This window comes from Parabacteroides leei, from assembly GCF_023369805.1.
GTDB lineage: Bacteria > Bacteroidota > Bacteroidia > Bacteroidales > Tannerellaceae > Parabacteroides > Parabacteroides leei.
In genome coordinates, this window is the sequence record NZ_JAMBQG010000005.1 from 243,016 (window position 1) to 269,142 (window position 26,127).

Annotated in this window: 17 protein-coding genes; 12 read left to right on the top strand and 5 right to left on the bottom strand. The window is 44.1% G+C overall.

What is annotated here, in order from left to right; genetic code table 11:
- Nucleotides 1–631 precede the first annotated feature (631 nt).
- Nucleotides 632–1,270: an HAD family hydrolase gene (locus M1P97_RS09965; protein ID WP_249388982.1), complete on the top strand. Its 639-nt coding sequence runs from the start codon at nt 632–634 to the stop codon at nt 1,268–1,270.
- Nucleotides 1,267–3,852, top strand: a complete 2,586-nt coding sequence (locus tag M1P97_RS09970) for a hypothetical protein (protein WP_249388983.1) — start codon at nt 1,267–1,269, stop codon at nt 3,850–3,852. The genes M1P97_RS09965 and M1P97_RS09970 overlap by 4 nt, the downstream gene beginning before the upstream one ends.
- On the opposite strand, the gene M1P97_RS09975 is transcribed toward M1P97_RS09970, so the two are convergent.
- On the bottom strand, nt 3,853–4,947 hold the full coding sequence (locus tag M1P97_RS09975; protein WP_249388984.1) for a tyrosine-protein phosphatase: 1,095 nt from the start codon (nt 4,945–4,947) through the stop codon (nt 3,853–3,855). It lies immediately after the preceding gene.
- A gap of 301 nt (nt 4,948–5,248) precedes the next feature.
- On the opposite strand from M1P97_RS09975, the gene M1P97_RS09980 reads away from it, so the two are divergent.
- The 8 genes from M1P97_RS09980 (at nt 5,249) to M1P97_RS10015 (ending at nt 20,828) form a co-directional block, all read left to right on the top strand.
- Nucleotides 5,249–6,277, top strand: a complete 1,029-nt coding sequence (locus tag M1P97_RS09980; protein WP_249388985.1) for a sensor histidine kinase — start codon at nt 5,249–5,251, stop codon at nt 6,275–6,277.
- Between the two features lies 1 nt (nt 6,278).
- Complete coding sequence (locus M1P97_RS09985) at nt 6,279–7,031, top strand: LytR/AlgR family response regulator transcription factor (RefSeq protein WP_249388986.1); 753 nt, start codon at nt 6,279–6,281, stop codon at nt 7,029–7,031.
- Between the two features lie 114 nt (nt 7,032–7,145).
- Nucleotides 7,146–8,039, top strand: a complete 894-nt coding sequence (locus M1P97_RS09990) for an Rpn family recombination-promoting nuclease/putative transposase (RefSeq protein ID WP_249388987.1) — start codon at nt 7,146–7,148, stop codon at nt 8,037–8,039.
- 518 nt (nt 8,040–8,557) lie between these two features.
- Nucleotides 8,558–11,776 (top strand): DUF6383 domain-containing protein, encoded by a 3,219-nt coding sequence (locus tag M1P97_RS26365; RefSeq protein ID WP_317242647.1) that lies wholly within the window; start codon nt 8,558–8,560, stop codon nt 11,774–11,776.
- A gap of 805 nt (nt 11,777–12,581) precedes the next feature.
- Nucleotides 12,582–16,991 carry a DUF6383 domain-containing protein gene (locus tag M1P97_RS10000; protein WP_249388988.1) on the top strand — a complete coding sequence of 1,470 codons (4,410 nt, stop codon included), beginning with the start codon at nt 12,582–12,584 and terminating at the stop codon, nt 16,989–16,991.
- A 265-nt stretch (nt 16,992–17,256) separates the two neighbouring features.
- Nucleotides 17,257–17,607, top strand: a complete 351-nt coding sequence (locus tag M1P97_RS10005) for a hypothetical protein (protein WP_249388989.1) — start codon at nt 17,257–17,259, stop codon at nt 17,605–17,607.
- Between the two features lie 188 nt (nt 17,608–17,795).
- Nucleotides 17,796–20,003: a DUF3987 domain-containing protein gene (locus M1P97_RS10010; protein ID WP_249388990.1), complete on the top strand. Its 2,208-nt coding sequence runs from the start codon at nt 17,796–17,798 to the stop codon at nt 20,001–20,003.
- Nucleotides 20,004–20,372: 369 nt separating this feature from the next.
- Nucleotides 20,373–20,828 carry an HU family DNA-binding protein gene (locus M1P97_RS10015; protein WP_195370334.1) on the top strand — a complete coding sequence of 152 codons (456 nt, stop codon included), beginning with the start codon at nt 20,373–20,375 and terminating at the stop codon, nt 20,826–20,828.
- 18 nt (nt 20,829–20,846) lie between these two features.
- On the opposite strand, the gene M1P97_RS10020 is transcribed toward M1P97_RS10015, so the two are convergent.
- Complete coding sequence (locus M1P97_RS10020) at nt 20,847–21,071, bottom strand: DUF4248 domain-containing protein (RefSeq protein ID WP_075560192.1); 225 nt, start codon at nt 21,069–21,071, stop codon at nt 20,847–20,849.
- A gap of 77 nt (nt 21,072–21,148) precedes the next feature.
- Between M1P97_RS10020 and M1P97_RS10025 the strand changes: the two genes are divergently transcribed.
- Nucleotides 21,149–21,634, top strand: coding sequence for a glucosaminidase domain-containing protein (locus tag M1P97_RS10025; RefSeq protein ID WP_249388991.1), 486 nt, complete (start codon nt 21,149–21,151; stop codon nt 21,632–21,634).
- A gap of 206 nt (nt 21,635–21,840) precedes the next feature.
- Entirely contained in the window at nt 21,841–22,209 is a 369-nt protein-coding gene (locus M1P97_RS10030) for a hypothetical protein (RefSeq protein ID WP_249388992.1), read from the top strand.
- A 67-nt stretch (nt 22,210–22,276) separates the two neighbouring features.
- Here the strand turns inward: M1P97_RS10030 and porN are convergent, their stop codons facing one another.
- From porN to porL, 3 genes are read right to left on the bottom strand one after another with little or no spacing between them, the layout of a single operon-like run.
- A complete protein-coding gene (gene porN, locus M1P97_RS10035) occupies nt 22,277–23,362 on the bottom strand; it encodes a type IX secretion system ring subunit PorN/GldN (protein WP_195370332.1) in 1,086 nt (361 codons plus the stop codon).
- A gap of 44 nt (nt 23,363–23,406) precedes the next feature.
- Nucleotides 23,407–24,975, bottom strand: coding sequence for a type IX secretion system motor protein PorM/GldM (porM, locus tag M1P97_RS10040; protein WP_195370331.1), 1,569 nt, complete (start codon nt 24,973–24,975; stop codon nt 23,407–23,409).
- Nucleotides 24,976–24,998: 23 nt separating this feature from the next.
- Complete coding sequence (gene porL, locus M1P97_RS10045) at nt 24,999–26,108, bottom strand: type IX secretion system motor protein PorL/GldL (RefSeq protein ID WP_249388993.1); 1,110 nt, start codon at nt 26,106–26,108, stop codon at nt 24,999–25,001.
- Nucleotides 26,109–26,127: the final 19 nt, after the last annotated feature.

Sequence of the window (26,127 nt, forward strand, 5' to 3'; positions counted from 1 at the left end):
TGTACCAATTTATTATTTATTGAAAATTCAAATGTATACATTTTTTTAATATCCACAAAGGTCAAAAGAATGTCCTTCTAAGCTATCCGTCAATTCCCAAAGTGGATAGTTGATAAATAAAGAAGCGTGAGAACTGTTGATATATCCGACTTTGAGGCTCTCGACTGCCCACAACACTGATATAAACAACAGCCCACGCTCTTTACCTATATAATAGATCTATAGATCAATATCTTTAAGATGTATATAACAAGTAAAAGAACATGAGCGTTTTTAAGTTGCCTATTATCCAGTGTTGTTGAAATTGTCGAGATTTCAAAGTAGGGATAATATCTTTAAACGCTTATGTTTTTTAATAAATTTGTGTAAGCGGCAACGCTTTACCTGATCAGACACACTGCAAATATAAAGAGAAGAATTGAATATCAGAAAGAGAGATATTGTTTATTAATAAAAACGACAAAAAAACTTCACTTGGTATTTATACAATCAGTATTAAGAGGTGGTGGTAAATATAAAAAATAAGACTTCACTATATGATCGGAGGTACGAGATTATAATGGGAATCTGTATATCTTTGTCAGTCATGTTTTTTGTGAGGATAAGTAAAAACAATAATAAGCGATAAAAAATGAGGCTATTCGGAATAGACACTTTGATCTGGGATTGGAACGGGACACTTTTGGATGATGTGGATGTAAACCTTAGGGTTATCAATGAAATGCTTTTAAATAGAAATTTGCCTCGACTGGATTTAAATACCTATCGGGATATATTCTGCTTTCCTGTCAAACAGTTTCATATTCAAATCGGTATTGATTTTGAAAAAGAATCGATCGAAGATGTTTCTGCTGAATATATGGAACGCTATAAAAGCTATGAGAAAGAGATAGCGTTACACGCTGATGTTCCCTTCATTCTGGATGTGATCAATACTAAAAGTATCAATCAATATATATTGTCAGCAGCCGGGAAAGATGATTTGCTACGAATGCTCGATCATTTTCAATTGACTGCAAAGTTCAAAGGAATATATGGTTCCGGTGATATCTACGCAACCGGGAAAGTGGGGATCGGACGGAAGTTGATAGAAGACAATGCATTGAATCCGGATAAAACACTGATTATCGGAGATACATTACACGATGCGGAAGTAGCCAAAGCTTTAGGTGTAAACTGCATTCTTTATGCAGGAGGGCATAACAGCTGCGATCTTTTAAAAAGCGGGTCTGAAGTAATAACAAGTCTGAAAGATATGAAGTTCGCATGAAAACACTCCGGAGAGTTATCGGTTATATTTTTCTTTTGCTGTTTAGCCTTCAGGTCTCAGGGCAGGAAGCAGACAGTGTGATCAACAAACTCACCCGTTATATTCGTGCTACGGATCAGTTTTCGCAATATATACCCCGTGAGAAAGTCTACTTGCATTTTGATAATACCTGTTATTATCAGGGCGATAACATTTGGTTTAAATGCTATGTGGTTACTTCTGAGTTGCATGAGGCAACCCAGTTAAGTAAGACCTTATATGTCGAGTTGTTAAACCCTGGTGGTGAAATCATAGATAAACGGGTACTGAAAGTCGAGAATGGACAGTGCCACGGTGATTTCACATTAGGGCAACTTCCTTTTTATTCCGGTTTCTATGAAGTCCGTGCCTACACAAAATATATGTTGAACTTTGGCGAAGATGCTATCTTCTCCCGCCTGTTACCGGTATTCAATAAGCCGAAAACAGAAGGGCACTATGAGGAAAAAGATATGCTGAAATACGGCTACGGTAAATATCCGAAGAAGCGGGAAAAGCCTCAAAAAGGGAAAAAGGTAAACCTGAAGTTTTATCCGGAGGGAGGAAACCTGATCCAGGATGTCCCTTCCCGTATCGCATTTGAAATAACAGATGCTTTCGGTAATCCGCTGGATGCAACCGGAAAGATTATAAATGAAGACAAAGAAGAAATCGTCGGCTTTAATGTAACACACGAGGGGAAAGGTTTCTTTAATTACACTCCACATGGGGGTAAACAAAAAGCCATAGTTGACTATAACGGTAAAAAGTACCAATGCGATATGCCTCAATCTCTACCACAAGGATTTTGCTTACAGGTAGACAACCTTTCTTCCCCTGATAGTCTCGAAATCTCTTTACAAAAGAATGAACAGACACCCGCCGATATGTTGGGAATGGTCATCATTTGCAGAGGCAAGCTGTATAACTATTGCCTTGCCAATGTACTTCATAGTGAACAGCTCTGTTTTAAGGTAGACAAAACGATATTGCCTTCCGGTGTATCACAAATAGTAGTTTTCAACAGTAATGGAGAAATACTTTGTGACCGTCTGATTTTTAATAATAAAGAAAAGCCGCTGGCTATTAAAGCGAAAACTGTAAAAGAAACATACGATCCGTATGAACCTGTCGACATGGAGTTTACCGTGACCGATCAGGAAGAGAACCCGGTACAATCTCCCTTTTCTTTATCGGTGAGGGATGGTATGAATGAAGTTAAGTCGGACTGCAATATCCTGACAGACTTACTGCTTATGTCCGACATAAAAGGATACGTCCACAATCCGTCTTATTATTTTGAAGCGGATGATTCCATCCATCGTTCATCTCTCGACCTGCTTATGATGGTGCAAGGTTGGCGACGTTATTCTTGGAAGCAGATGGCCGGAGTAGAACCGTTGGATTTGAAGTACAGGCCGGAGCAAGGTATCGAGATGCACGGCCAGGTGGTTTCCTTTGTCCGGAAAATTCCTAAACGCGACGTAACCGTATCTTCTTTCCTGCTTAAAAGAGGTGAAGAAGAGAAGGCAACTAGTGCCTTCGATGTATTTGTAACGGACAGTCTGGGGCAGTTTGCTTTCCAGGCCGATATAACCGGTAAATGGAATATGATCTTGTCTGTAAGCGAGAAAGGAAAGAAAAAAGACTACCGGATCATATTGGATCGGCTTTTTACACCTGAGCCTAAAAGATATCGCTATGAAGATATGCAGGTAACTCTCGCTGATAAAAAAGAAGAACAAACGGCAGAATCCGGTTCGGAAGAAATCCCTGACACTCAGGAGCCGGAAGAAGATATCGATGCTTTCCTGACAGCTTACGAGGATTCCTTGAGTAAAGCAGGTAATAAAGAGAGAGTCCTTCGCCTGGATGAAGTGACCGTAACTGCTAAAAAGAGATCACGGGAAAAGGATATATTCAACAACCGTTCCAAATCAATCGCTTATTATGATGTACAGTCGGAATGGGACGATATTACAGACCAAGGAAAGTATATCGGAAAAGATATACATGAGTTGATGATAAACATGAATAACAATTTCAGGAAAACCTTCTCCCGGCAGGATGAATACCTGCAATATAAAGGAAGAATGCCCCTTTTTGTTGTGAACTACGAACCGACCATGGCTACTGAAATGGATTACAACAAATATAAACTGATACGGCTAGAAGCCATCAAATCCATCTATATCAATGAGGATCTTTCTATAATGTGTCGATATGCAGACCCTAGGATGTCTCCGTTGGAAGTAGACAAGTTTTATAGTTGCGTTGTTTTCATTGAGACATTTCCGGAAGATAAGATCCCGACGGATGCAGGTAAAGGGGTACGAAAAACCTGGCTGGAAGGTTACAGCCAGGTTAAAGAATTTTATAGTCCGGATTATTCCATCCTCCCACCGGAACCGGATTACCGCCGTACGCTCTACTGGAATCCTTCGGTTATCCCTGATAAAGAAGGTAAAGCCAGTATCAGGTTCTACAATAACGGTAGTTGCAGAAAGTTCAGTATTAGTGCCGAGACGATCACCGCAGATGGAATAATCGGTATTTATAAATGATCAATATAAGTATAACTGTTTCATTTTATCGAGATCCACACCCAGAGTTTCAGTAAGGAACTTGGTCATGGAACCGTACTTTTCGTCTATCTTATTATAGGCGGCATTCAGATATTTTTCATCGACGGTGACTAACGGGGCAATTTGAGGATAGTATTTCAAATATGAATCATACTTACCTTTAATATATTCCTTGCTTAGCATATAATCTTTCATTATCGTTTCTTTATCTACACCGAGAGCTGATAGAATAAGCATGGTTGCCACTCCCGTACGGTCTTTACCTGCCGAACAATGGTAACTTAACGGTAGTGAATTAGCATCCTGTACATATTTAAAAAATTCTTTGTACTTGGCCACATAATCATCATAACTTACCATTTCGATATAACCATCTATCATGATCTGAGCAGTTTCTTCCTCACTAAGGCCTTTCGATATGCTTCCGATAATCTCATCAGAAAATATATTACCGGCATTGATTTCTAGATTATAAGGGTTTTTTACCGTAGATGGCAATTTGTCAGGAGCTGCCGGTAACATACCACCCAGTCCCCCTTCCTTCTCCGTCTCGGTACGGAAGTCGACTACTGTTTTCAATCCTGTACTTCCTAGATAAGCAAGATCGGCATCATCTAGTTTGTTCATTTCGTCGGTACGGAACAATCTTCCCCAGCGTACAAATTTACCATCACTGGTCTTTATGCCACCCAGATCTCTGAAGTTATATCCATGAACAGGCAAAAGAGTTTCAGCCAACAAAGCCTGACCTTCTGAATTCTTAAATAAGAATATTTGTCTTTTTCCTGCATCGACACTCAAATCGAACGAGCCTTTTCCATCGCCGGTCAGGCAAGGAGTATTCATATCGATATCTTCTGCAGTAGAACCTGCATATAATTCCCATGCTTTATCGGAAGTCACGCTCAAAACGGCTTTTTTCGTTTCTTTATCGCGGGCAATCCCGGCATCTCCGCTTATGTCTTTTCCGGAATAGCCGATAGTGGGTTTTTCATCATCGTCGTCTCCACAAGAAACAAATAGTCCGGAGACACAAAAAAGTAACAGTAAATAGTAAGATAAATTCTTTTTCATAACGTTTTTTACTCATTAATAAATCTTGTTAGGGTGCGCAAGTTAAAGATTTAAAACTAATTACACAAAGACAAGGTGGCTTTTGTCCTCATAAATGAAATTTGGAATATCGTTTATTTATTTTGGAATATAAGAAATGATTTAATCGAAACCGAGTCTGTCTTTTCCGGTTCAAACACCGGGCAAAACGGTTCGGCAACACAAAACCACCACTCTGCAACTATAATTATATAAACCGGTTTCTTCCCCTTTACTTTACACTCGTTGAAAAGTGAATAAAAAAGATTAAATTTGTAAGAACATGAAAAAGAACAAAAAACTGAAATTACTTATTGGGGTACTGGTATTTAACATCTTGTTTGCCCTGATTTTTAAATGGTGGACAGCCGGAAATCCATTCCAACTGTCGACGGTACTCCTCTGTGCTACTATGTCTATTCTAGTTTGGGTCTCGCTGGGTATCAGCAACTGGTTTTTCGGTTACTACTTGTCTATGCCGATCAGGAAAGTAAAGAAGATCATTGTACCGGTATTCCTTGTTTTTATGCTTATCATCTTGCTGATCTCTCTTATTGTTATCAGTTTACAGATCTATGTATTTTATCTGATTATGGGATTGGATACCACCCACTTTATAAAGAACTTGTTTGAGGTGGAGTTTCCGCAGACCATCAAATATTACTCTGTCTGCGCTTTGATGGCTTCCGCTTTCTTCTTTTACAGTATCTGGCGGCAAGCGGTGGACCGCGAACAAGAGCTGAGGGAAGAAAACCTGAAATATAAATACCGGACACTTAAGACACAGGTCAACCCTCATTTCCTGTTCAACAGTCTGAACACGCTCTCTGAAATCATCTACGTGGATACTAAAAAGGCGGATTGCTATATTCAGCAGTTAGCCGGTATCTACAGGTATATCCTGGATCATGAGGAAACGGACCTGATTCCGCTGGAAGACGAAATAAGATTTGTCAGTCGGTATTTCGATCTCCAAAAGGAACGCGACGGGGACAAGATTCAATTGGAAATGAATATCCGGGATGCTGAAAAGTACAGTATAGTCCCTATCTCTTTGCAGATATTGGTCGAGAATGCCCTCAAGCATAATGCGGCTTCTGAAGAGAATCCCCTAAGGATTGTTATCCATAATGAAGAAGATTCATTTATCGTCATTACCAATAACATACAAAAAAGGAATACGTTGAAAAGTACTCCCGGGACAGGGTTAACCAATCTGAAAGAAAGGGTAAAGCTGATTATGGGAAAAGAAATGACAATAGAGGCTGATAACAACCAGTTTACAGTAAAGCTACCAATCAATAGCATCTGAAATGAAAGTACTGATCATAGAAGACGAACGTCCGGCGGCCCATAAACTAATCCGTTTATTGGAAGAGGCGGACAAGCAAATAGAGGTTATTGGCGTGCTCGGGTCGATCGAGCACGCTATCAACTGGTTGGCTAGAAATCCGGCACCCGAACTTATTTTTATGGACATACAACTGGAAGACGGGATCAGTTTCGAAATCTTTGAAACATGTAAAATACAAACTCCGGTTATTTTCACAACTGCTTACGATGAATATGCCCTGAAGGCATTTAAAGTAAACAGTGTCGATTATCTTCTGAAACCGATAGCCCCGGACGCTTTGAGTGCCGCATTGGAAAAATTCAATACTTTTCATCGGCGGCAGATCGATTATTTCAGGATCGAGTCTATAATAAGCCAGTTGCATTCCCAAAGAAAGGAACGGTTTCTGATCAAAGTCGGCGAGCATTACAGGTCGGTGCAAACGTTATCCGTTAGCTGTTTTTTTATTATGGAAAGGAACACCTTTATCCGGACCGATACCGGAAAAGAGTATGCCATTGACCATTCGCTCGATAAGATCGAACAACTGGTAGATCCTGTGCTCTTTTTCCGGGTTAACCGGAATTTCATTGTAAACTTCCATGCGATCCAGGACATTGTTGCTTATTCGTCCAACCGGTTAAAGATTGTACTCGGCAACCGGAAAGAAAAGGAGGATATACTCGTCAGCCGTGAACGTGTTGCTGAGTTTAAGGAATGGATGGACAGATAACGGATAAGTTTGTAATAAAGCTTTTTTATTTCGAATAAATATCATATATTTGACGTGAGGATATGAATATCCTTATTTAACTAGTATTATTAACTATCAAAACCGTAAAAGGCTATGAGTAAATTTATCAATCCCTGGGTTGACAGGGGCTTTAAAATCCTGTTTGGACAGGAGATCAATAAGGATTTATTGATCGATTTCTTGAATGATTTGTTCGATGGCGAACGCAGTATCACCGATCTTACTTTCCTGAATGTGGAACTTCCTTCCGAGTCGATAGAAGGACGTGGGGCCATATTCGATCTGAAGTGTAAAGATGCGGAAGGTTCTGTTTTTATTGTGGAAGTACAAAATGCATCCCAGTGTTATTTTTATGAACGTGGATTATATTATCTTTGTCGTGCAGTCTGTGAACAGGGACAACGAGGCCCTGAGTGGAAATTCGGACTTTATCCGGTATACGGAATCTTTTTGCTGAACTTCAAATCGGGCCGAACCGGAAAACTGCGTACGGATATTATTCTGGCAGATAGGGAAAGCGGTAAACAGTTCAGCGATAAGATGCGTCAGATCTATCTTGAAATGCCTTTCTTTACAAAAGAAGAGGATGAATGTGAGACCCCTTTTGAAATGTGGTTATATGTATTAAAGAATATGGACAAACTGGAGCGTATGCCTTTCAAGGCACAAAAACAACTATTCGAGAAGTTGGAAAAGATGGCCGGTATAGCCAATCTTACCAAGGAGGAGCGCCTGGAATACGATGAGGCGCTTAAGGTGTATCGTGACTGCAAGAATATTGTGGATTATGCCAATGTCGAAGGACGTGCAGCGGGACATGCTGAAGGGCGTGCTGAAGGAATTGTTGAAGGGCGCGAAGAAGGACGCGAAGAAGGACGCGAAGAAGAAAAAATATCTATTGCCAAGAGCTTTAAAGAAAAAGGTACTCCCATTAAGTTGATTGCTGAGTGTACCGGGCTTTCCGAAGAAGAAATCAATAATCTGTAAGATCCTTATCTATATTATAATGTATTAGGGCTGTCGTTTCAAGCGATGGCCCTTTTTTGTTCTTAAAATAGGCTCGATTTTCCTTTTTTAACAATATCTTTTGAAGAGCCTAAATCAAGTATGCTGATTATTAGTGAGTTATAAATGGCCAAAAGCTTCTTTTACTGCTGGTTGTAGTGGCTAAAAATAAAGTATAAGGTGTAGTTCTATAGGCTGTTACGAACTCTGCGTAGTGACTAAAATAAACGTTCCTTTTTTCTCGTCAGCAAAAGTAGACATAACTTTTGAATAGGCAATACTTTCCCCTATATTTTTTACTCAACCTATATGCTTTATTATCAATAGGACAGCAAAGTTAGGATAAAATTCGACATTTCCTACACGAAGTCAAATCATAGGGGAAAGAATGACTAGAAAAAAGGAACGTTTTAGCTAGTCATTCTCTTTGGGAGGCGTTCTATTTCTTGAGGATAAAAGGCTTTTTAAGTAACACTATTATTAATATTAAATTGTAAATTATGAACAAAAAGTTTTCTACACTGATGACAGCAGGTCTACTGATGGTAGGTGCGTTGTTTAGTAGTGCTAATGCAGCAGACCCGACCCCGAAGTCGGTGACTGTTGATTTAGCTAAAAGTGCCGATTTAGGCAAGTATTATTACATTGGTTTACCTGCGGCTGCAGGGGAAGAAGGTTCAGAGTATCTGAAAGCATTGGAAGTTACAAATACTACTGCAGGTAGTAAATATGAAAATGCTACATTCACCTCTTTGGAAGGCAAAGAAGCCTCTGACGCTGTTTCTGATGATTATTTGCACAATGATTTGTATCTGTTTCAGGTTGTTACAGTAGCTAATGGCCCTGATGGCTCTGCTTATTTTAAGCTGGTTAACAAAGGAACTAAACAGGAAGTAGTGTTTAATCCTGATGTTAATAATATTTCAGCAACATCATTGAAAGCGATTGCTGCTGATGATGCAGAAGCTGTTGTTGACACATACGTTAGCTTATTCTCTTCTCCAGCTAAATCTAGTGATAAAAGAGAGATTGTAGCTGCTACAGGTTTCAAGTTTACCCCTTATAATGGGGATGCAACAGCGAACACGAATGCTTTGAAATTAGCAAGTGGAGCTTTTACTGTTGATGCAACAGGTGCGGAACTTCAATTCTTCGCAGTTCCGACTGTTGTTATGACAGCTGAAGATTTGAATGATGAAGTGACTGGTTTCTTCTCTTTCAAAGCCGATAAAATTGCTACTGATAACAACATCTTCGAAAAGAACCATATCAAAGCTTTTGAGGTGGAAGCAGAGTTTGACGCTCTGATTAATCCGGGTGAAGGTCGCGTAATCCCTGCAGGTACTTATCTGGCAACATCATGGCCGAAAGAGTTGGATGATGTAACTGTAATTACATCGGCAGAAGAATCTTTATTCAGAGCTTGTACATTCATCACTTTAAGCTCCAGCGAAAACCTATTGGCAGAGACACATAAAGATGAACAGAAAGATGGTAAGAACTTTGCTATCACAACAATGATGGGTAAAGACTTCAACTTCTACACAGGAACGACTTTGAAAGAAGATATGACGAATGGAACACAGGTTTCTATCCTGAATGCTGTTTTCAAAGTGACAACAAGTATGAATAACGAAGATAAGTATGCAATCACTATTGAAAATTTCCGTTTCCAGAAAGAAGCTGGCAAACCTGATCATGGTCAGAAGGCAGTACAGGTCGGTACTTACACTATTCATAGTCTGGGTACATTGACTACTGTTGTCGGTGATCCTCAATACATCTTTGCATTCACCGATGCCAATGTTGTTGATCCGTTGACTTTGATTAATAACACGGGTAAAACTGTTTACAATATCCGTTTCCTGAGTGGAATAACTTCAGAAGAAAGAGGTAAATATCTGACAGTGGGAAGAACTAGCACCACTACTGCAAAAGAATTCCAGTATCTGGCATATCCTGCTTCTTTAATCGATGCAACTGCCCCACAGTCGCAGTTTGTAGTTTCTGATGTCAATGAAGAAAATAAGACTATTACTTTCACTAACCGTGAAACAGGTAACTTCTTTGTTGCAAAACTGTACAACACAGAGAAAGAGGGTGAATATTATGTAGCTTCTGCTCGCGCTTACGCGCTGGGAGCCGATGTAACAGCTACCCTGGGTACAGCATTGACATTTGATGCCGGAAATGTAAAGAATGGAAAGATTGTATTTTCATATAATGACGAAGAGGGTACTTCTGTTTCCTCTAAAGACCTTTCTTTAGTTCGTAAAACAATTGAACTGGTTCCGGTTAGTGTAACTAAGTATGATGGTTTTGTAAATAATGAAGAAACAAGCGTATACGGAACTATTGCATTTGCAAAGGATAATTCTGCAAGTTCATCAAAAATGTACGCAGCAACTAAGTTTAAAGCTTCAGAATGTTCCTTGACTGTACCTACGTCGTCTGTTTCTGAAGCAGCTTTGTTCGAGTTTATTAAATGTGGAGAAATCAATGATATCACAAACAATTATGCTTACAAGCGTGATGCGTTTAAACATGAAGTGAAATCAAAAGGTGATTCAGTAGTTTATTGTACTTATGCTATTAAATTGATGGATTTAACTATCGGTTCATCCTACTATTTGTCAAACGATCCGGCTGCAAATTTTGTAAAAATCAATAAATCGAAAGATGCTCCTCAGTTTGTTCTTAAGAAAAATCTGAATGGTTCGGTTTCTATTATGCCGGCTAGTGTTTTGACAGATCCTTCAAAGGATTTTAACGAAAGTTCCAACCCGTATATCAATGCAGTAGGAACAGCTTGGGCTACCTCTTTATCTGTGAATGAAGAAGGAGAAAAGATCGAAGCGGATGGTACACCATATACAACTGCAGGATCAGTAGATGTTAAATCTTACCTGTTGACTAAAGCTATCGGTTTCTCTCTGGAAGCAAAACAGCAGAATGTAGCGTTGAAAGCTAGAACAGGTGGTTACCTTTCTATGACTGATAGCAACGAAGCAAACCTGGCTATCAAGACTGTTGCTGACGAAGATTTGACATTCCTTTTGGATACAGCCGATTCAAAGGCTACCCTGCCTTCATTCTTTGTATCTCACAACCTGAAAGGCTCAACAGACAGATTGTTTATGTATTACTCAGTAGATTCTGCAACATACTCCAATCCTGGTAATATCTATGAAATCGAAGGAGAAGATACTTACAAAGTAATGTTCAAAGCAGCAACATTGGTTAGCCCTGATACATTGAATACCGTAGTAAACGATGTTCGTGTGAATGTAGCTAAAGAACTTGACGGTGAAGGTACATTAGGTGGCTTGAACAACTTCAAGTTCAATATCTTCAGAAACGATGAATCTGATGACTACTACGTAGTACGTTGCGTAGAGAACAAGAAATACCTGAAGATGGACAATGGCTTCGTTACTTTGACTGACAACTATGCCAGTGCAATGAAATTTGCTGTAGAAAGCATGTCTTCTCCGGTGGCTAACGAAGGTATCAACACTTCTGAAGTATCAGTTGTGGCTACAACCGGTGCAATAATCATCAAGGGTGCTGAAGGCAAGAAAGTTGCTATCAGCAATATCTTGGGACAGACAATTGTGAACACAGTTATTTCTTCCGACAACGCAACGATCTCTGCTCCTGCAGGTATCATTGTTGTAGCTGTTGAAGGTGAAGCTGCTGTAAAGGCAATCGTAAAATAATAGAAATTATTTATAATCAATAAATAAATACCACGTGGCGTGTTTGATTGTTGAGTTAATAGCCAAGTAACCTGTGATAGGTGAATAAGTGGTATGTATTAATACTAAAGTAATGAAATAAAGTTCTTCTGTTCGATCTCTGTGAAGAGCTACAACAGACAAAAACAAGCCCCGGGGGATTCGTCTTCCGGGGCTTTAAGATATATCGTGACTGCAAGAATATTGTGGATTATGCTAATGTCGAAGGGCATGTTCAAGGACACGAAGAAGAAATCAATAATCTGTAAGATCCTTATCTATATTATAATGTATTAGGGCTGTCGTTTCAAGCGATGGCCCTTTTTTGTTCTTAAAATAGGCTCGATTTTCCTTTTTTAACAATCTCTTTTGAAGAGTCTAAATCAAGTATGCTGATTATTAGTGAGTTATAAATGGTCAAAAGCTTCTTTTACTGCTGGTTGTAGTGGCTGAAAATAAACTCTAAGGTGTAGTTTTATAGGTTGTTACGAACTCTGCGTAGTGACTAAAATAAACGTTCCTTTTTTCTCGTCAGCAAAAGTAGACATAACTTTTGAATAGGCAATACTTTCTCCTATATTTTTTACTCAACCTATATGCTTTATTATCAATAGGACAGCAAAGTTAGGATAAAATTCGACATTTCCTACACGAAGTCAAATCATAGGGGAAAGAATGACGAGAAAAAAGGAACGTTTTAGCTAGTCATTAGCTATAATCAGCCTTGATGAATCCGTTGATGAGCGAGTTTTTCAAAAACACTATTATTAATATTAAATTAGGAATTATGAACAAAAAGTTTTCTACGTTGGTGGCTGTCTTACTGGCAGCCGGTGTATTTTCGACGGTAGATGCAAAGGTGGTGACGCTGACTAAGGGGCTAACTCCTGCGGCGGAATCTTCTTTTGCCATTGGTACGGCGCTGACAGATGAAGCTGTTGCTTTGACTGCCGGTCTTAAAGATGGGACAGGTACTCCTGCAGAGGCAGCAACACAGACAGCCGTCACCGCTACAGATTGGGCTACTGCTACAAAATGGAAATTGGTTGCAATTCAGGGTGAAGAAGGTGATTTTAAATATAACCTGGCTCTCCTGAATGGTGAAGGTAATGATGTAGTAGCCTATCTAAAAGGCGATGCTACATTATCATTGGATGCTGCTGATGCAGTAGCATTGAAGATAGCTGAGGGAAAGTTGGTGAAGGACGCTGGATCAGATGCAACCTTGACCGTTGGGGAAGGTGCTGCTCCTTCATTTGGAAACGGAACAGCTTTGGTTTATTTTACAGGATCTGAGAGTGATGCCGCAAAAGGTATTGTTCTTGTAGCCGATGCTGTCGGTCAGGTGATTGCATTAACTACTGGATCAGTAAACGACGCAATTGATGCGGAGAGTACTTATGCTTTAATCGCAGAATACACAGCTGAGGTTCCTGCAGTTTACGAATTGAAGCAAGGGAGTTCTGCAGAAATTACTGATGCTACTAAAGACATCTGGACTGTCAATGCAGTAGAAGGTGGCTTTACACTGTCAATTAAAGCAGACGAAGAAGACTACAACGGTTGGTTTGTTGCAGAGGATGGAGGTGCATTGGTTTTAGCAGAAGACGCTAAAGACGCTGTTGTCTTCACTTCTTATACAGCCGGTGGCGAATTGCATACTGACACTAAAGAACTTTCTTTAGCTGACGGTGCTGTTAAGCTGATTACTGCTGACAAAAGTGATGAAACTACCGATGGCGTTGTCGAAATCGCTTTCTGGCAAACAGAAGCAGCTGCAGGCGAACAGCCTATACTGCCTGGTGTAGTAGGTGTGGAGATCGCAGCAGACGGTAAGACTGTCAATGTAACAGCTGATACAAAAGCAATCGGCACTCCTACTTATCTTCAGGTGGCAGGTAAATACGTGATGATTAAAGGCAAAGTCGTAGTAGAAACAGAAGTTGCTCCTACAACCAATACGGCAGAGGCTTATTCATGGACATTAAAAGATGGTAAATATACCTCTTTGGCATTATCCAATGCAAAAGAAAAGGTTTGTCAATTAACGGTGAAGCCGATGGTATCAAAGGCTGCTGCTACCGCTTCTTGGGCTGTAACTGAATCAGGTTCTGAGTTTTCTTTCGTCTTTAGTGGTCCGACTCCTACTTTAATGAGTGGAACAGATACGTATGGCGAAGTTGTTAATACATTATCTGCAATAACCAATCCGGCAAAGGAAAACTTATCCGGTCAGAAATTGGTATCCAGCATTAATAAAGATACTTATTATTTGCTGTCGGCGAATGGGACGGGCTCTGTAGCTTATGATGGAACGATTTTGGAAGTAATTGCTGGTGCCTCTTCTAGTGACAATGCTCTTTGGAAAGTAACAGAAACATCTATTTCATCAACCGGAGCATGCAGTTATCAATTCAAGAACAAAGCCGGTCATACCCTGAACTTGGATGGTGAATTGTTTACTGTTCAAAATGACGGAAAGTACAACAATGGTTTTGTATTGCTGAATAAAGGGAATAAACCTGTTCACTCAAAAGACGGTGTTCCTACTACTGATGCTGGTATGGGTATTGCGGTTGCTACCTGGGGACTTTACGAAGCTCCTGCCCAAGCTTACACTGCTGAAGAGTTGAACAGTATAGAAGGTGGCGGTTTCAGCTTGACTATCGATGTGGCAAAAGATAAGAATGCCACGATCAAGGGTGCTGAAGCGTTTGCTGGCAAGTTGACGGCTGTAAGTATGTTAAATGGTGTGTATCAACTGAAAACGGCAGAAGGTAAGTATGTTGTTTTACTAAAGAACTTTGTTCAGGAAGAATTAAACCAGACTTGGGGTACAGAAAGTAGTGATCTGAATGGTAAGGGACAATATACGAGAGGTTACAAATTTGGTCTTGTTACTGAGGAAGAGTTGTTTCGTCCTGGAGTACAAGCATATGGCTCGTGGTTCAGTATTTCTCACGACTCGGGTTCTGACAGTAAGGATTTGATTGTTGAAGTGTCGTTGAGTAGTCGCGGCTGGGAGTCTGATAATCCTACGTCTAGAGGTCGTTTATACATTGCCGAAGTAGAAGGTGAATACCTGTTGACAACAACTACCGGTAAAGCCGATTCAGATGTATATCCTTATGTAGTAGCCGGAAGCAGCAAAACAGCTAAGATTAAAGACTTGGTTAAGGGTGGCCGCTTCGTTAATATCCATTATGCAAATACGAAGAAAGTAACAGGTGCTAATGGTAATCTGGATCGTTTCGGTAAAGTTTTGACCGTAGGTTTGAATAGCAATGGTAATATGGGAATGGGTTATGCAACTCTGAATACCGAAGTATTGGCCGGTTCTCCTGAAACTCAGTGGGCTATCTCTGGTGCAGACGGTAAGATCGTTTTCACTAACCGTGAACAGCCGACAGTTAAATCAGGAGTGGTGAATCTGTATACTACCGATACTCCGGATGTATATTCTGTAGAGTATGTGTTTAAGGTAACCGACGCTAGCGGAAAAGAAGTATCTTACAGAGACACGATCCGTTTGTCATACGTGAAAGACATCAATAAATATGATGGTTTCATGGTAGCCAAAGACAACCAGTTGCGCAACGAACGTTACCACCTGAGCGCATTAAACCAGGTAGGAAATGTAACTCAGCAGATGTATTGGGCTGAAAACCAGGGAACCCATAAGATCGGTATGGATGGTAATGTAGACAATGCCGGCGAATGGAATCTGTCTATCGACAAAAAAGATTGGACGGTTGACGGTAAAACAGTGAAAGATGCTGTGATCGACACCGTTCTTGTAATCAGTAATGTAAGCATTATCAAGAATGATCAGGTAACTTCTGTTCCCGACACCTTGGCAATCCTTCCGTATCTGTTCCAGAATGCTGCCAACAGCGAATATGTGAAGTATAACGACGAGTCTTTGGAAGCAGGCGATTTCTATATCTGCGATAAGAACAAGGTAGAAGCCAATGCTACTCGTTTCGCATTGAAGATGCGTCCCGACAGCACATATCATTTCGTAACGCTGGATATGGATAAGAAGAACTCAGATAATACTGTAGCTCCTTATGGCAATCCGTTTAGCAATAAGATCTATGCCGGTAGCTCAACGAACCTGTTGAACAACGTTGCAAACTACTCTGTAAAGGGTAATGACCTGATGAAAGTACAAGTTCTTAACGTACCTGAATACCGTAAGGTATCGATGGGTGATACAATCCGTATCTATCGTGAAGAAAACGACTCACAGGTAGTTTACGAAAAACGTGACGCAAGCGTATTGGTAGAAGGCCAGGCTCCTAGCTTCCTGAATATCGACAACGTAAATCAGTTCAAGAACATCAACCCGGCTATCTTCGTAGATACCGCTTATGTAAATCGTGAAGGCGGTGAAAACACTCGCTACCAGTATCTGTTGGCAGTGAATGCAGCAGAAGTAACCGACGCTGTTTGTCCGCTTAACCCGGAACACAACACGCAGGCTTGGAGAGACGAACACAACAACGGCAAACCATGTCCGGATGCAGTGAAGAGTCATTACCTGAAAGGCCGCTTCCTGATTAACCTGATGGATACGGCAAATGTATACGAAGCAAAACACCTGCATAGTAACAACCCGTATATCGACAAAAACGAAGCCGGTGAAGTACGTGCTAAGTTGGCATTCGTAGACGGTTACCACCTGAACGATACATTGTATATCCAACGTAACAACGGCGAATACGTAAAACTTGAATTGGGAACACCTGATTTCAACATTGCTAAGTTCGCATTCCATTATGTAGATTATGCAGCCGGAACATTCAAGATCCAGACTCAGAGAAAGAACTGGAAAGACGGTGACCTGGATGTAAAGGATGTTGTATCTAACACAGGTTACCTGAAATGGATCAACGGTACAGTAGTGGTAGAAGAAGGAAAAGATGCCGGTGACATCTTCAATTTGAACGAAGACGAAACCAGAAATCCTGTTGCCAACGAAGGTATCACAGCTTCTGAAGTATCGGTAGTAGCAACTACAGGTGCAGTCATCATCAAGGGTGCCGAAGGCAAGACTGTTACAATCACTAACGTTCTTGGCCAGACAGTAGCTAACACAGTAATCTCTTCTGATAACGCTACAATCTCTGCACCTGCAGGTGTAGTAGTAGTAGCCGTAGAAGGCGAAGCAGCTGTTAAAGCAATCGTAAAATAAGAAACTATTTATAATCAATAAATTTAAATTGACTGCGCGGTTGATGCCTGTACTTGAATCAACTAATTAGCCCGCGATGGGCGAATAAGCAGTCAGTATTAATACTAAAGTAATGAAATAAAGTTCTTCTGTTCGATCTCTGTGAAGAGCTACAACAGACAAAAACAAGCCCCGGGGGATTCGTCTTCCGGGGTTTCGTATTTGATAATAATTACATCAATTACTTCCAAATGAAAAAAAACAACAAACCCCTGCATCCCTTTCATTGGATGCACTGCATGGCGAGATCGAACGGTTGCGCCAGGTGAAACAAAACGACGGCAAATTGTCGCGTAGTAACGAACGGAAGCTGAAAAGCTATAAGAAGCTCCTGGCCGAACGCCTCGGGGCTGCAGTGATTTATCCTGAAGACCGTCAGCCCGTACCCGTCGGTCGACATCAGCAGGTCGCTTTCGGAATGAAACACATCGACCGGATGTTGAAGGAAAGTGCCGGAGCACACCCTGATGGCCGCCTTTATCGCCTGATGTATGCCATCTTCGACTTTGAGGTCGATGCCGCTACCGTGGAGCGTTATTACTATATGTCGGAAGATGCCGAAAGATTCGGGAAATAAATTTTTCCCCCTTCCGCATACCGATCGACCGTTTTCGGCAGGAAACCATTGCTGCAAGGCCTGTTATACAGCCTTTGCGTTGTGTTGGGGAGTGCCGGAAGCGGTCATTTCGTATGCTTGGTGGCAAGTATGGAATTGGGTATCTTGTAGACAACTAAACCGGCCTAGTTGCCATAAAACAATTTATTATGAATACAACACCCGCTGTTTCCTTTTTTCACAAATTGTATTTACCTGCATCAGAATCCCGTTCATTGGAAGAGATCATTATCCTGATCCGCACCCGCCGCTGGATGCATGAGATAACCGCTTACCGTGCCGCCCTGGCTGAAGGACGTAAGGAAGAAGCCCGAAAGCTGAAAGGACAGCTGCCTGGTTTCACCCCTTCGGGGGTGTTTCGTCGCGGTCATCGGGCCGACCAGTTGGAGATTTACTCCCGGGTTACAGGGCTCGACTTCGACCATGTGGCCGACCCTTCCGGGTTGGCCGCCCTCTTTCGGGCGCAGAAGTACACACTGGGATTGTTCGTCAGCCCCGGTGGCGAAGGACTGAAAGTGTTCGTGCGGGTGGATACCGACCGCGAAATGCATATCAATGCCTTTACCGCTGTGGCTGCCTATTACGAACAGCTGTCGGGACTGGCGTGCGACCGTGTCTGCAAAGACATCTGCCGTTGTTGCTATGTGAGCGATGATCCGGAGGCCTGGTATAATCCGGAGGCGGAGGTCTTCACTGTCGCCTCCCTTTCACCCGTGCAGCTCTTTGTTGAGGAATGGCTGGCCCGTCATCCGATGGCGGAAGGCAACCGCAACCAGACGGTCTACCGCCTCGGCTGCGAAGCTAACCGGAAGGGCTTCCCGCTGGATGAAACGGCGGCTTTTTGCATCCCCCTGTTGCAAGCCTCCGACTTCTCGGCCGAAGAAATAAAAAGTGCGTTATCCTCTGCGTATGAGGGGAATAAACCCGAATACTCGGTGGCTCCTGCCGGGTTTAGGACAGAAAAGGACAAAAAGGACACCGGCACAATTTCAGGTGAGGAGCTTCGCCGTCGTACCCCTTTTCTCCCTGAAAATATCACCTCGCAGCTTCCCCCGCTGCTGGGCGATGCCCTCCGTTTCTACACCGATCCCCGCGAACGCGACATGGCCCTGCTGGCGGCCTGCACCGTGCTCAGTGCCTGTCTGCCCGGCGTGTGGGGCGTATATAACCGCAAGCGCGTCTATCCCCATCTCTATACCGTCGAGATTGCCCCTGCTGCCAACGGCAAAGGTTGTATCAACGATATGCGACGTCTGGCCGACCGCTATGCTTCACTGATCGAGACGGAAACCGGGCGCAAGGAGCAAGACTACCTGCAGGCCCTCGAAGAGTGGGAGTTGAAGAAAGCGGAATCGCGCCGCACGAAAAAGGCGGTCCGGGTGGCCGATGCCCCGCAGAAAGCATCCACCTGCTATTTCTTTATTCCTACCCAGATCACCAAGGCGAAGCTATTGGTTCACCTGGCCGAAAACGGCGACTTGGGGGCACTGATGGCCGACAGTGAGATCGACACCCTGATAAGTGCCGGTAAGCAGGATTACGGCCTGTTCGACGATCTGTTGCGCAAGGCCTTTCATCACGAACCTGTGGCCTCGTCGCGTAAGACCGATAACGAAATGATCCGTATCGAACATCCACGCCTGGCTATCTTGCTGGCCGGCACGCCGGGACAATTCTCCCGTCTGGTGCCGGATGTCGAAAATGGCCTGGTGAGCCGTCTGCTGTTATACACCTGCCGTAGCGAAGCCGTGTGGCAGGATGTTTCGTCGGCCGGCGATGCGCGGGAGTTCGAGCTCCATCTGGGTACGCTTTCCGAACGGGTGCTGGATATGGCCTTGTTGTTGCGTAAACGCCGCCTGCAGGTGCGGCTCACCCCGCAGCAATGGCAGGAACTGAATGTGCATTTCAGTTGCCTGTTGCGTGAAACCGATCTTTTCGGTAGCGACCATTTCCTGAGTGTGGTGAAGCGTCACGGATTGATAGCCTACCGTCTCTGCATGCTCTTTACGGCGCTCGATGCAGCTTCGCTCGATTATGGGGTAGACGAGCGGTATTGCAGTGCCGCCCATTTTCATGCCGCCCTGTCGATCGTGGATGTCTGCCTCGAACACAGCCGCCTGTTGATGACACAGCTGGAAGAAGCCTCTCAGATCCCGGAGCTTACCTGTCCCGATTATTTCCGGCAGATATTCGAACAATTGCCCGAGCGGTTCACCCTCTCGGAACTTTATACCCTGAGCCAGGCCGCCCGGATAAACGACCGTACCGTACGACGCCATCTTTCCCGTTTGGAACCGCTGTATATCACCCGCCTCTCTGCCGGCGTTTACCGTAAGAACCTCCCTCCCGCTGCCTGAACGATGGCTGCGGGGCTGTCTGAAAACGGGTGTCTGTCTGAAAACTGTGCCGGTGTCCTTTTTGTCCTTTTCTGTCCTAAACTTTTCATATCTCCTGATGTCCAGCGTTTTACCCTGTAGGGAGACTTGCAACAGGGTATAGGGGAAAGTCTGATACCTTATAGGGTAGCTTGGGTTACCTTATAGGGTATTTTTATATTCCGGGCGTGTTTTCCCCGATCACTTTCCTATAGGCGTTTATTCCTTATCTCTCCCTGTCTTTCCACTTATTCTCTGTCTTTCCGCCCCTTTCCGCCGGGCGGAAAGGGGTGGTCGTATCTTTGTTATGTGATTAATAAACAGGATGTTTAACTTTAAATTTGAATGATTATGCCAGCAAAGTACAAATTGGTGTTGCGTAAGGACCTGCGCAAGGATGCTGTGGAAGGGAGTCAGTTGTATTATGCCAATGCGAAGGCGGCGGGTGTATGCGACGTGTATGAATTGTGTGACCTGATCTCGATGACTTCGACGGCCTCTTCCGGGGATGTGAAGTTGATTCTGGACGAACTGGTCAATGTGATGAAGCGTAGCCTGGGGAAAGGGGAGATCGTACAGGTGGGCGAACTGGGTAGTTTCCAGTTGCAGTTCGGCAGTACAGGAACGCAGACGAAAAAGGAGTTCAACCAGGCGCTGATCAAAAGTAAGCGGATCGTGTTTCGACCCGGTAAGGTATTGAGAGAGTCGATGAATAACTATGCATTCGAACGTATTCCCGACCCGTCTGAGAAGAAGGAAGAGGAAGGAGGAGGCGATGGTGAAGACGACCGTCCGGTAATCGAATAGCTATTGTTCCTTCCTGCTTCAGGGTTCGCCCAGGTGTTCTACGATATAGTCTTTTTGCCTGGGCGTAAGGTATTTCTTACGGGGATGCCATCCTGACGACTCTAACTGGCTGACGAGCTTGTCGCTTACGCGTACCCATTTCAGTAGTTGCATTGTTGCACTTTTCTGTGATATGTTGGGAAAATATTGGAGGGCAAGCTCGCCCCAGCCCCATACTCTGTTCTGATTGAATGAATTTTCCATACGGTTTGTATTTGAAGGTTTGAACAGAATAAATATACGAATTATTATATTGATATACAACTAAAAAGCGATCAATTATGGATAAGCAGATACATTATTTACGGAGTTGCCTGCCGGCTGCCGAAAAGGCCGGACAAGTGTTTCACATGAACCCGCTGGTCATTCTGGCGCAGGGCGCGCTCGAAAGCGGGTGGGGGACTTCCTCCCTGGCAACGGAACATCATAACTATTTCGGGATCATGGGCTACGGTGCTGCGAATGACTATTGGTATGGAGCAGTGGCGGATGTAAAAGGCCCGCACGGAACACTCCGTTTCCGGCATTATGCCTCTCCGGAGCTTTCTTTCCTCGATTTTGCCCGCTTGATCTTTACCGGTTACCCGCGTGCCTGGAGTTTCAGCCAGCGCCCCGAAGCTTATGCCAAAGAGATCGCTTACAGCCCTTACATCTCTGAACAGAACGGTGATAACCGTGAACAGTATCGCCGTAACCTGGTGGCTATTACCCAAAAGGTGGCCTCTTTAAGAGATATGTATGATTGGGTACAGGGGGAGGTGGCGTGAGGTTAGAAAATATTGAACCCAAATGACAGGTTTTGTAGGGGCGGGGTTTGCCCGCCCTTTGCGACAATAATATAACAACCGGTGAAGAAGGGCGGGCAGACCCCGCCCCTACGGTCGAACCTACCTGTTCCGTTATGACGGCGCCTGTAAGGGCGGTTCGCGAACCGCCCCTACCTACGACACGACATTCATTTCTGATAATAACTGTGACTCTTACAATTGATAATAACAAACAATCAACAACAATGAACAAACTAAGACAAATCCTGCAATTTATCAGGGCCCTGTTGGGCTTTTTGTTGAACCTTAAAAAGAAGGAGACAGATGGGAAAAAAGAAGAAGTGGCTATGCCGGACAATCAGCCGGAAGTGGCTCGTGTGGTACCTGGTGATACTGGGGATGACGGCCTCGTGGGCGGACCGTACCGAAATCGTCCTGGCCTGCATCGGGGCGTTGTTGACACTCTCGGGGTACGGAAGCGGTTCAGGGGAGAGTTCCGGCAGCAGCTTGCCGTCACAGCCGGATACGCGTTGATGATTTATGCTGCGGGGAGCTGGTTGTTGAGGATGTTCTAACACACCCCCTGCCCCCTCTCGAGAGGGGAAAAGGTACTCCCGACACTATGGAAGGGAGTATCTTTTTTTATCTTCTGCGACGCACGCTACGAACCGGAGAGGAGTTTTGGGCTTTCGGAGCTTTTGTCTTGACTGTCTTTTCTTTGACTGCCTTTTCGGTAGTGGCTCCTTTCTGTCCGCGGGCTGAGGCTTTGGTTGCCTTTTTAGCAGCTTTCGGGTCTTCTACCCGGGTTGTGTCGGGCTGGAACCAGAGAGACTTTTCAAAGGCTACCAGTTGGCCTTCGATGCGATCCTGCTCTCTCTTCAATGAGTCCGGAGTAGGGCAATAAGCCTGCAACGGCAGGTTCATCAGGTTTTGTGTCTTGATGATATCTCCTTCGAACATACGGCGGCGGAAATAATCATCGATGGTGAACGTCATGGCATTGTTGATGTTGGACGTCATGATGAATGCGGTGTTGATATACGGACGGATACTTTCGTAAGGAACCCAGAACATCGGCATGGTGACTTCACCCACATCACCCGAACTTGTCATGATCGGACAGATAGCCAGTGTCTTTACATCGAAGACGGAGTTATTCTGATCGAAATACCAAGCCTCTTTTACGTAATAACTACGAACGGTTTCAGAAGGTATGTCGCTTTCGTTGATGACGAATGTAGTCCCTTCAGTTCCTCTTCCGGGAACCTCTTCGTAATAGATGCCGAAACTGTCGAGCATCTTTTTCAGGTCTATCTTATTGCCTTCGCTGAAATCTTCGTAACCGTCCTCATACTGGTACGCATCTATTTTACCTTCGCTGATCAGACTGAAGATGATGGAGAAAAGGTTCATCTGTCCGTTCATCGGAGTAACCGGATAATACAACGGAGCGTTCTTTTCTTTCATCAGGTCTATCTGACGTAGCATGACACGCATCCACCGGGCGTTACCCACTTCCTGTGTCATACGCTCGTTCATATCCTGTGCCCGTACGGTCAGTTCGGGAATACCGGTGTCTTTTTTATCAGAAGCCCGTTCTCCGCGGGTGGCCTGCGGGCTTCTTCTTGCCCGTTGCTGGGTGTTGCTTGTTTCTTCCTGCCCCTGAATCGAGGTGGCTGTGAAGAACAGAGCGCTTGCAATTGCCAGTATGTAATAAAAACGTTTCATATTTTATATCCTTATTTGGGACGGTTCACGAACCGCCCCTACATTTAATTTACAATGACTTCGATCGGTGTGAGGGTACGTTCCAGACCATCGGGGCCTTTGGCTACTACACCTCTTATGAAAAAGCGTTTGCCTCTTGTTAAACGACGTATTCTGTCTTTCTGACCATCCGAGAACCGGGGGCCCTGGGATACCTCGGGAATTGCATTTCCCATAGAGTCGAAGAACAACAGTTCGAAACGTAATACGTCAAACTTGATATTCAATATATCGTCATCGATAGCAGCCTGCAGGACTTCTGTTTCGACCAGGTTACGCTTGGTCATGTTGCCTCCGCGGAACTTACGAACGTTGCCGTTCTGGTCTTTATACTCGATGTATGGCATCGGGTCGGGCAGGGCACGTACACGGAAGGTGTTCTTTGCCATTTCCACACTGCGGCCGTCGGCCATGCGTGCGTTGACGGATATAACGGCGTCGGTTCCTACTTTCGACGGACGGGCTTCCCAGATATCGCCTTTGCGGGTCAGGGTTCCGTTTGTCATGGTAGCTGTTATGTTTCCGCTCGGTACACCCGGTACGGCAATACGCATATCGTTGGCGATACCGGCATATAATACGTTCATCAATAGCGGTGCAACGGTGGCACTCGGTTCGGTCACGAAATATTCGCTTTCGAAGTTCTGACGCATTATGCTGCCGTCATTGTTCGGCATTTCGATATATCCCTTGATAGGATAAGTTCCCGGGGCTCCTGCGATAGTAGTGAACTGACCGCGGCTTTCGGCCGGCAGTTCTTTACCGTTGACAAATACGGTCGGACGTTTCGTAGAGTCGACAGCCGATAGGACGATGTTTGCCTTGTACTGGCCTCCGCGCATAACGATCTGGCTTTCCGGGATGACCTGTGCCGTCATCTGGTTCACACGATAGTCGCCTACATCGACGCTGTTCAACAGGTTATTCAGTACTTCACCTTCCGCATAACGGATATCGCTTTGCAGCTTGGTCAATAAAGTAACGGCAGCCGCTACCGGCATATTTTCAAACAGGGCCTCTTCCCATGTGCGGGTATTGATACCGGCTTTGTGGGGAGGGGTTGTGCTCAGGCTCGCTTCCAGGACACGGGTCTTGGCGGTATCTTCCACCATTTCTCCCATCATGGAACGATAAGAGTCGATAGCTTCGCGCAGCTTCTTGCCTTCACCGGTGACCGGTGCCAGCATGACACGTGAAGCGGCTTCGAGGTCGTCTTTATGGTCGATCTTATTTACGTCGGCATTCTTTCCGTCGGCAATGACTGCGATACGCTCTTTCAGTTCCTGTACATAGTTATACAGGCTGTCGGAAGCCGTCTTGACCTGCTTGCCTTTGTCGTACCATTCTTTCACCTTTTCGGGGTTACTTTGGTAATAGGCTGCCAGTTCGCCGGACACGATATCGTTTCGGTGGGACGAGTTATCGATAGACGTTCGTAAACTGTCTTCCACTAACTCGAAACCATCGAGAACCTCCGACGACACATTCAGTGCCATCATCGCGATGAACACCAGATACATCAGGTTGATCATCTTCTGACGGGGCGAGTTGGGATTATTTGCTATTCCAGACATTTTTCTTCAGTTTCGTTTGTTTGTTATCTACCGGCTTGTTGCTGGCCGGGATTGTTTGTATACGGAGCCTGTTGCTGATACCCGTACGGTTGCTGGTACGGCTGCTGATAGGCTGTCGGTTGCTGGTAAGCAGGCTGTGGCTGTTGGGGCTGCGGAGCCGGTTGCTGATAAGCAGGGGCGCCACCCATATTGACAGTCATGGCTTGCAGCAAGCGGCTGTATACCTGGTTCAGTTCAGCCAGCTGGCGGGTCATCTTTTCCGTTTCGTTGCGGAAGACCGAGCTGTCGGTTACCGAGCCGTCGTACATTTCGCGGATACGGTTCAGGCCGCCGTTGATATGTTCGATCGATTCGATCTGTGAACTGATACTTTTCAATTGTATTTCGTAGATAGTGTTCAAACCGGAGATATTGCGGTTGAGGTTTTCCATCTGCTGTACGTAACCGCGTGAGTTCTGGTTGATACCGTCCGAATTGTCGGTGATACTCTTATATGAGTTAAGCAATGTGTCTGAAACATCGGTCAGCGAGTTGGTGACATGGCTGAAACGTTCCATGTTTTCGGACATGCCCGACAATTGTTCCAGATACTTCTGGGTAGCTTCGGTCAGTTCGGCCATCTTGGAGATCTGTTCGGCTGCACCGCTCAGTTTCTTGATGCTTTCGCTCAGGTTCTTTGTGTCTTCTTCGCTGACATCGAGGTTACTCAGTACGGAAGCTCCTCCCAGGTCGCCTGCGATAGCTGCTTTCTTTGCCGCGCCGACATTTATGTTGATGCCTTTGCCGGAATTATCGTCTTCCAGGTTGTCTTCCGAGTTGATCAGGCCGGCAACACCTGTGCCTGCGAAGTCGGGACGGTCCATCGGGTTCTTTGATTTCAGAACCGGGAATACTTCTTCCCAGTGATATTCGTTCGAAGGATGTTCGAAGGCAGAGATAAAGAATACCAGTGCTTCTACCGTCATGGCTATACCCAATACCCAGTTTGCATATGGCACGTGCAGCAACTTAAACAAGGCACCTATAATAACGATAGATGCTCCCCAGCTGTAACAGAAGTTCAGTACTCTCTTTCCCATGTCGCTGGAAAGGAACATCTCTATTCTGTTTTTATATCTTCTATATTTTCCCATAATGTTGTATGTTTCTATT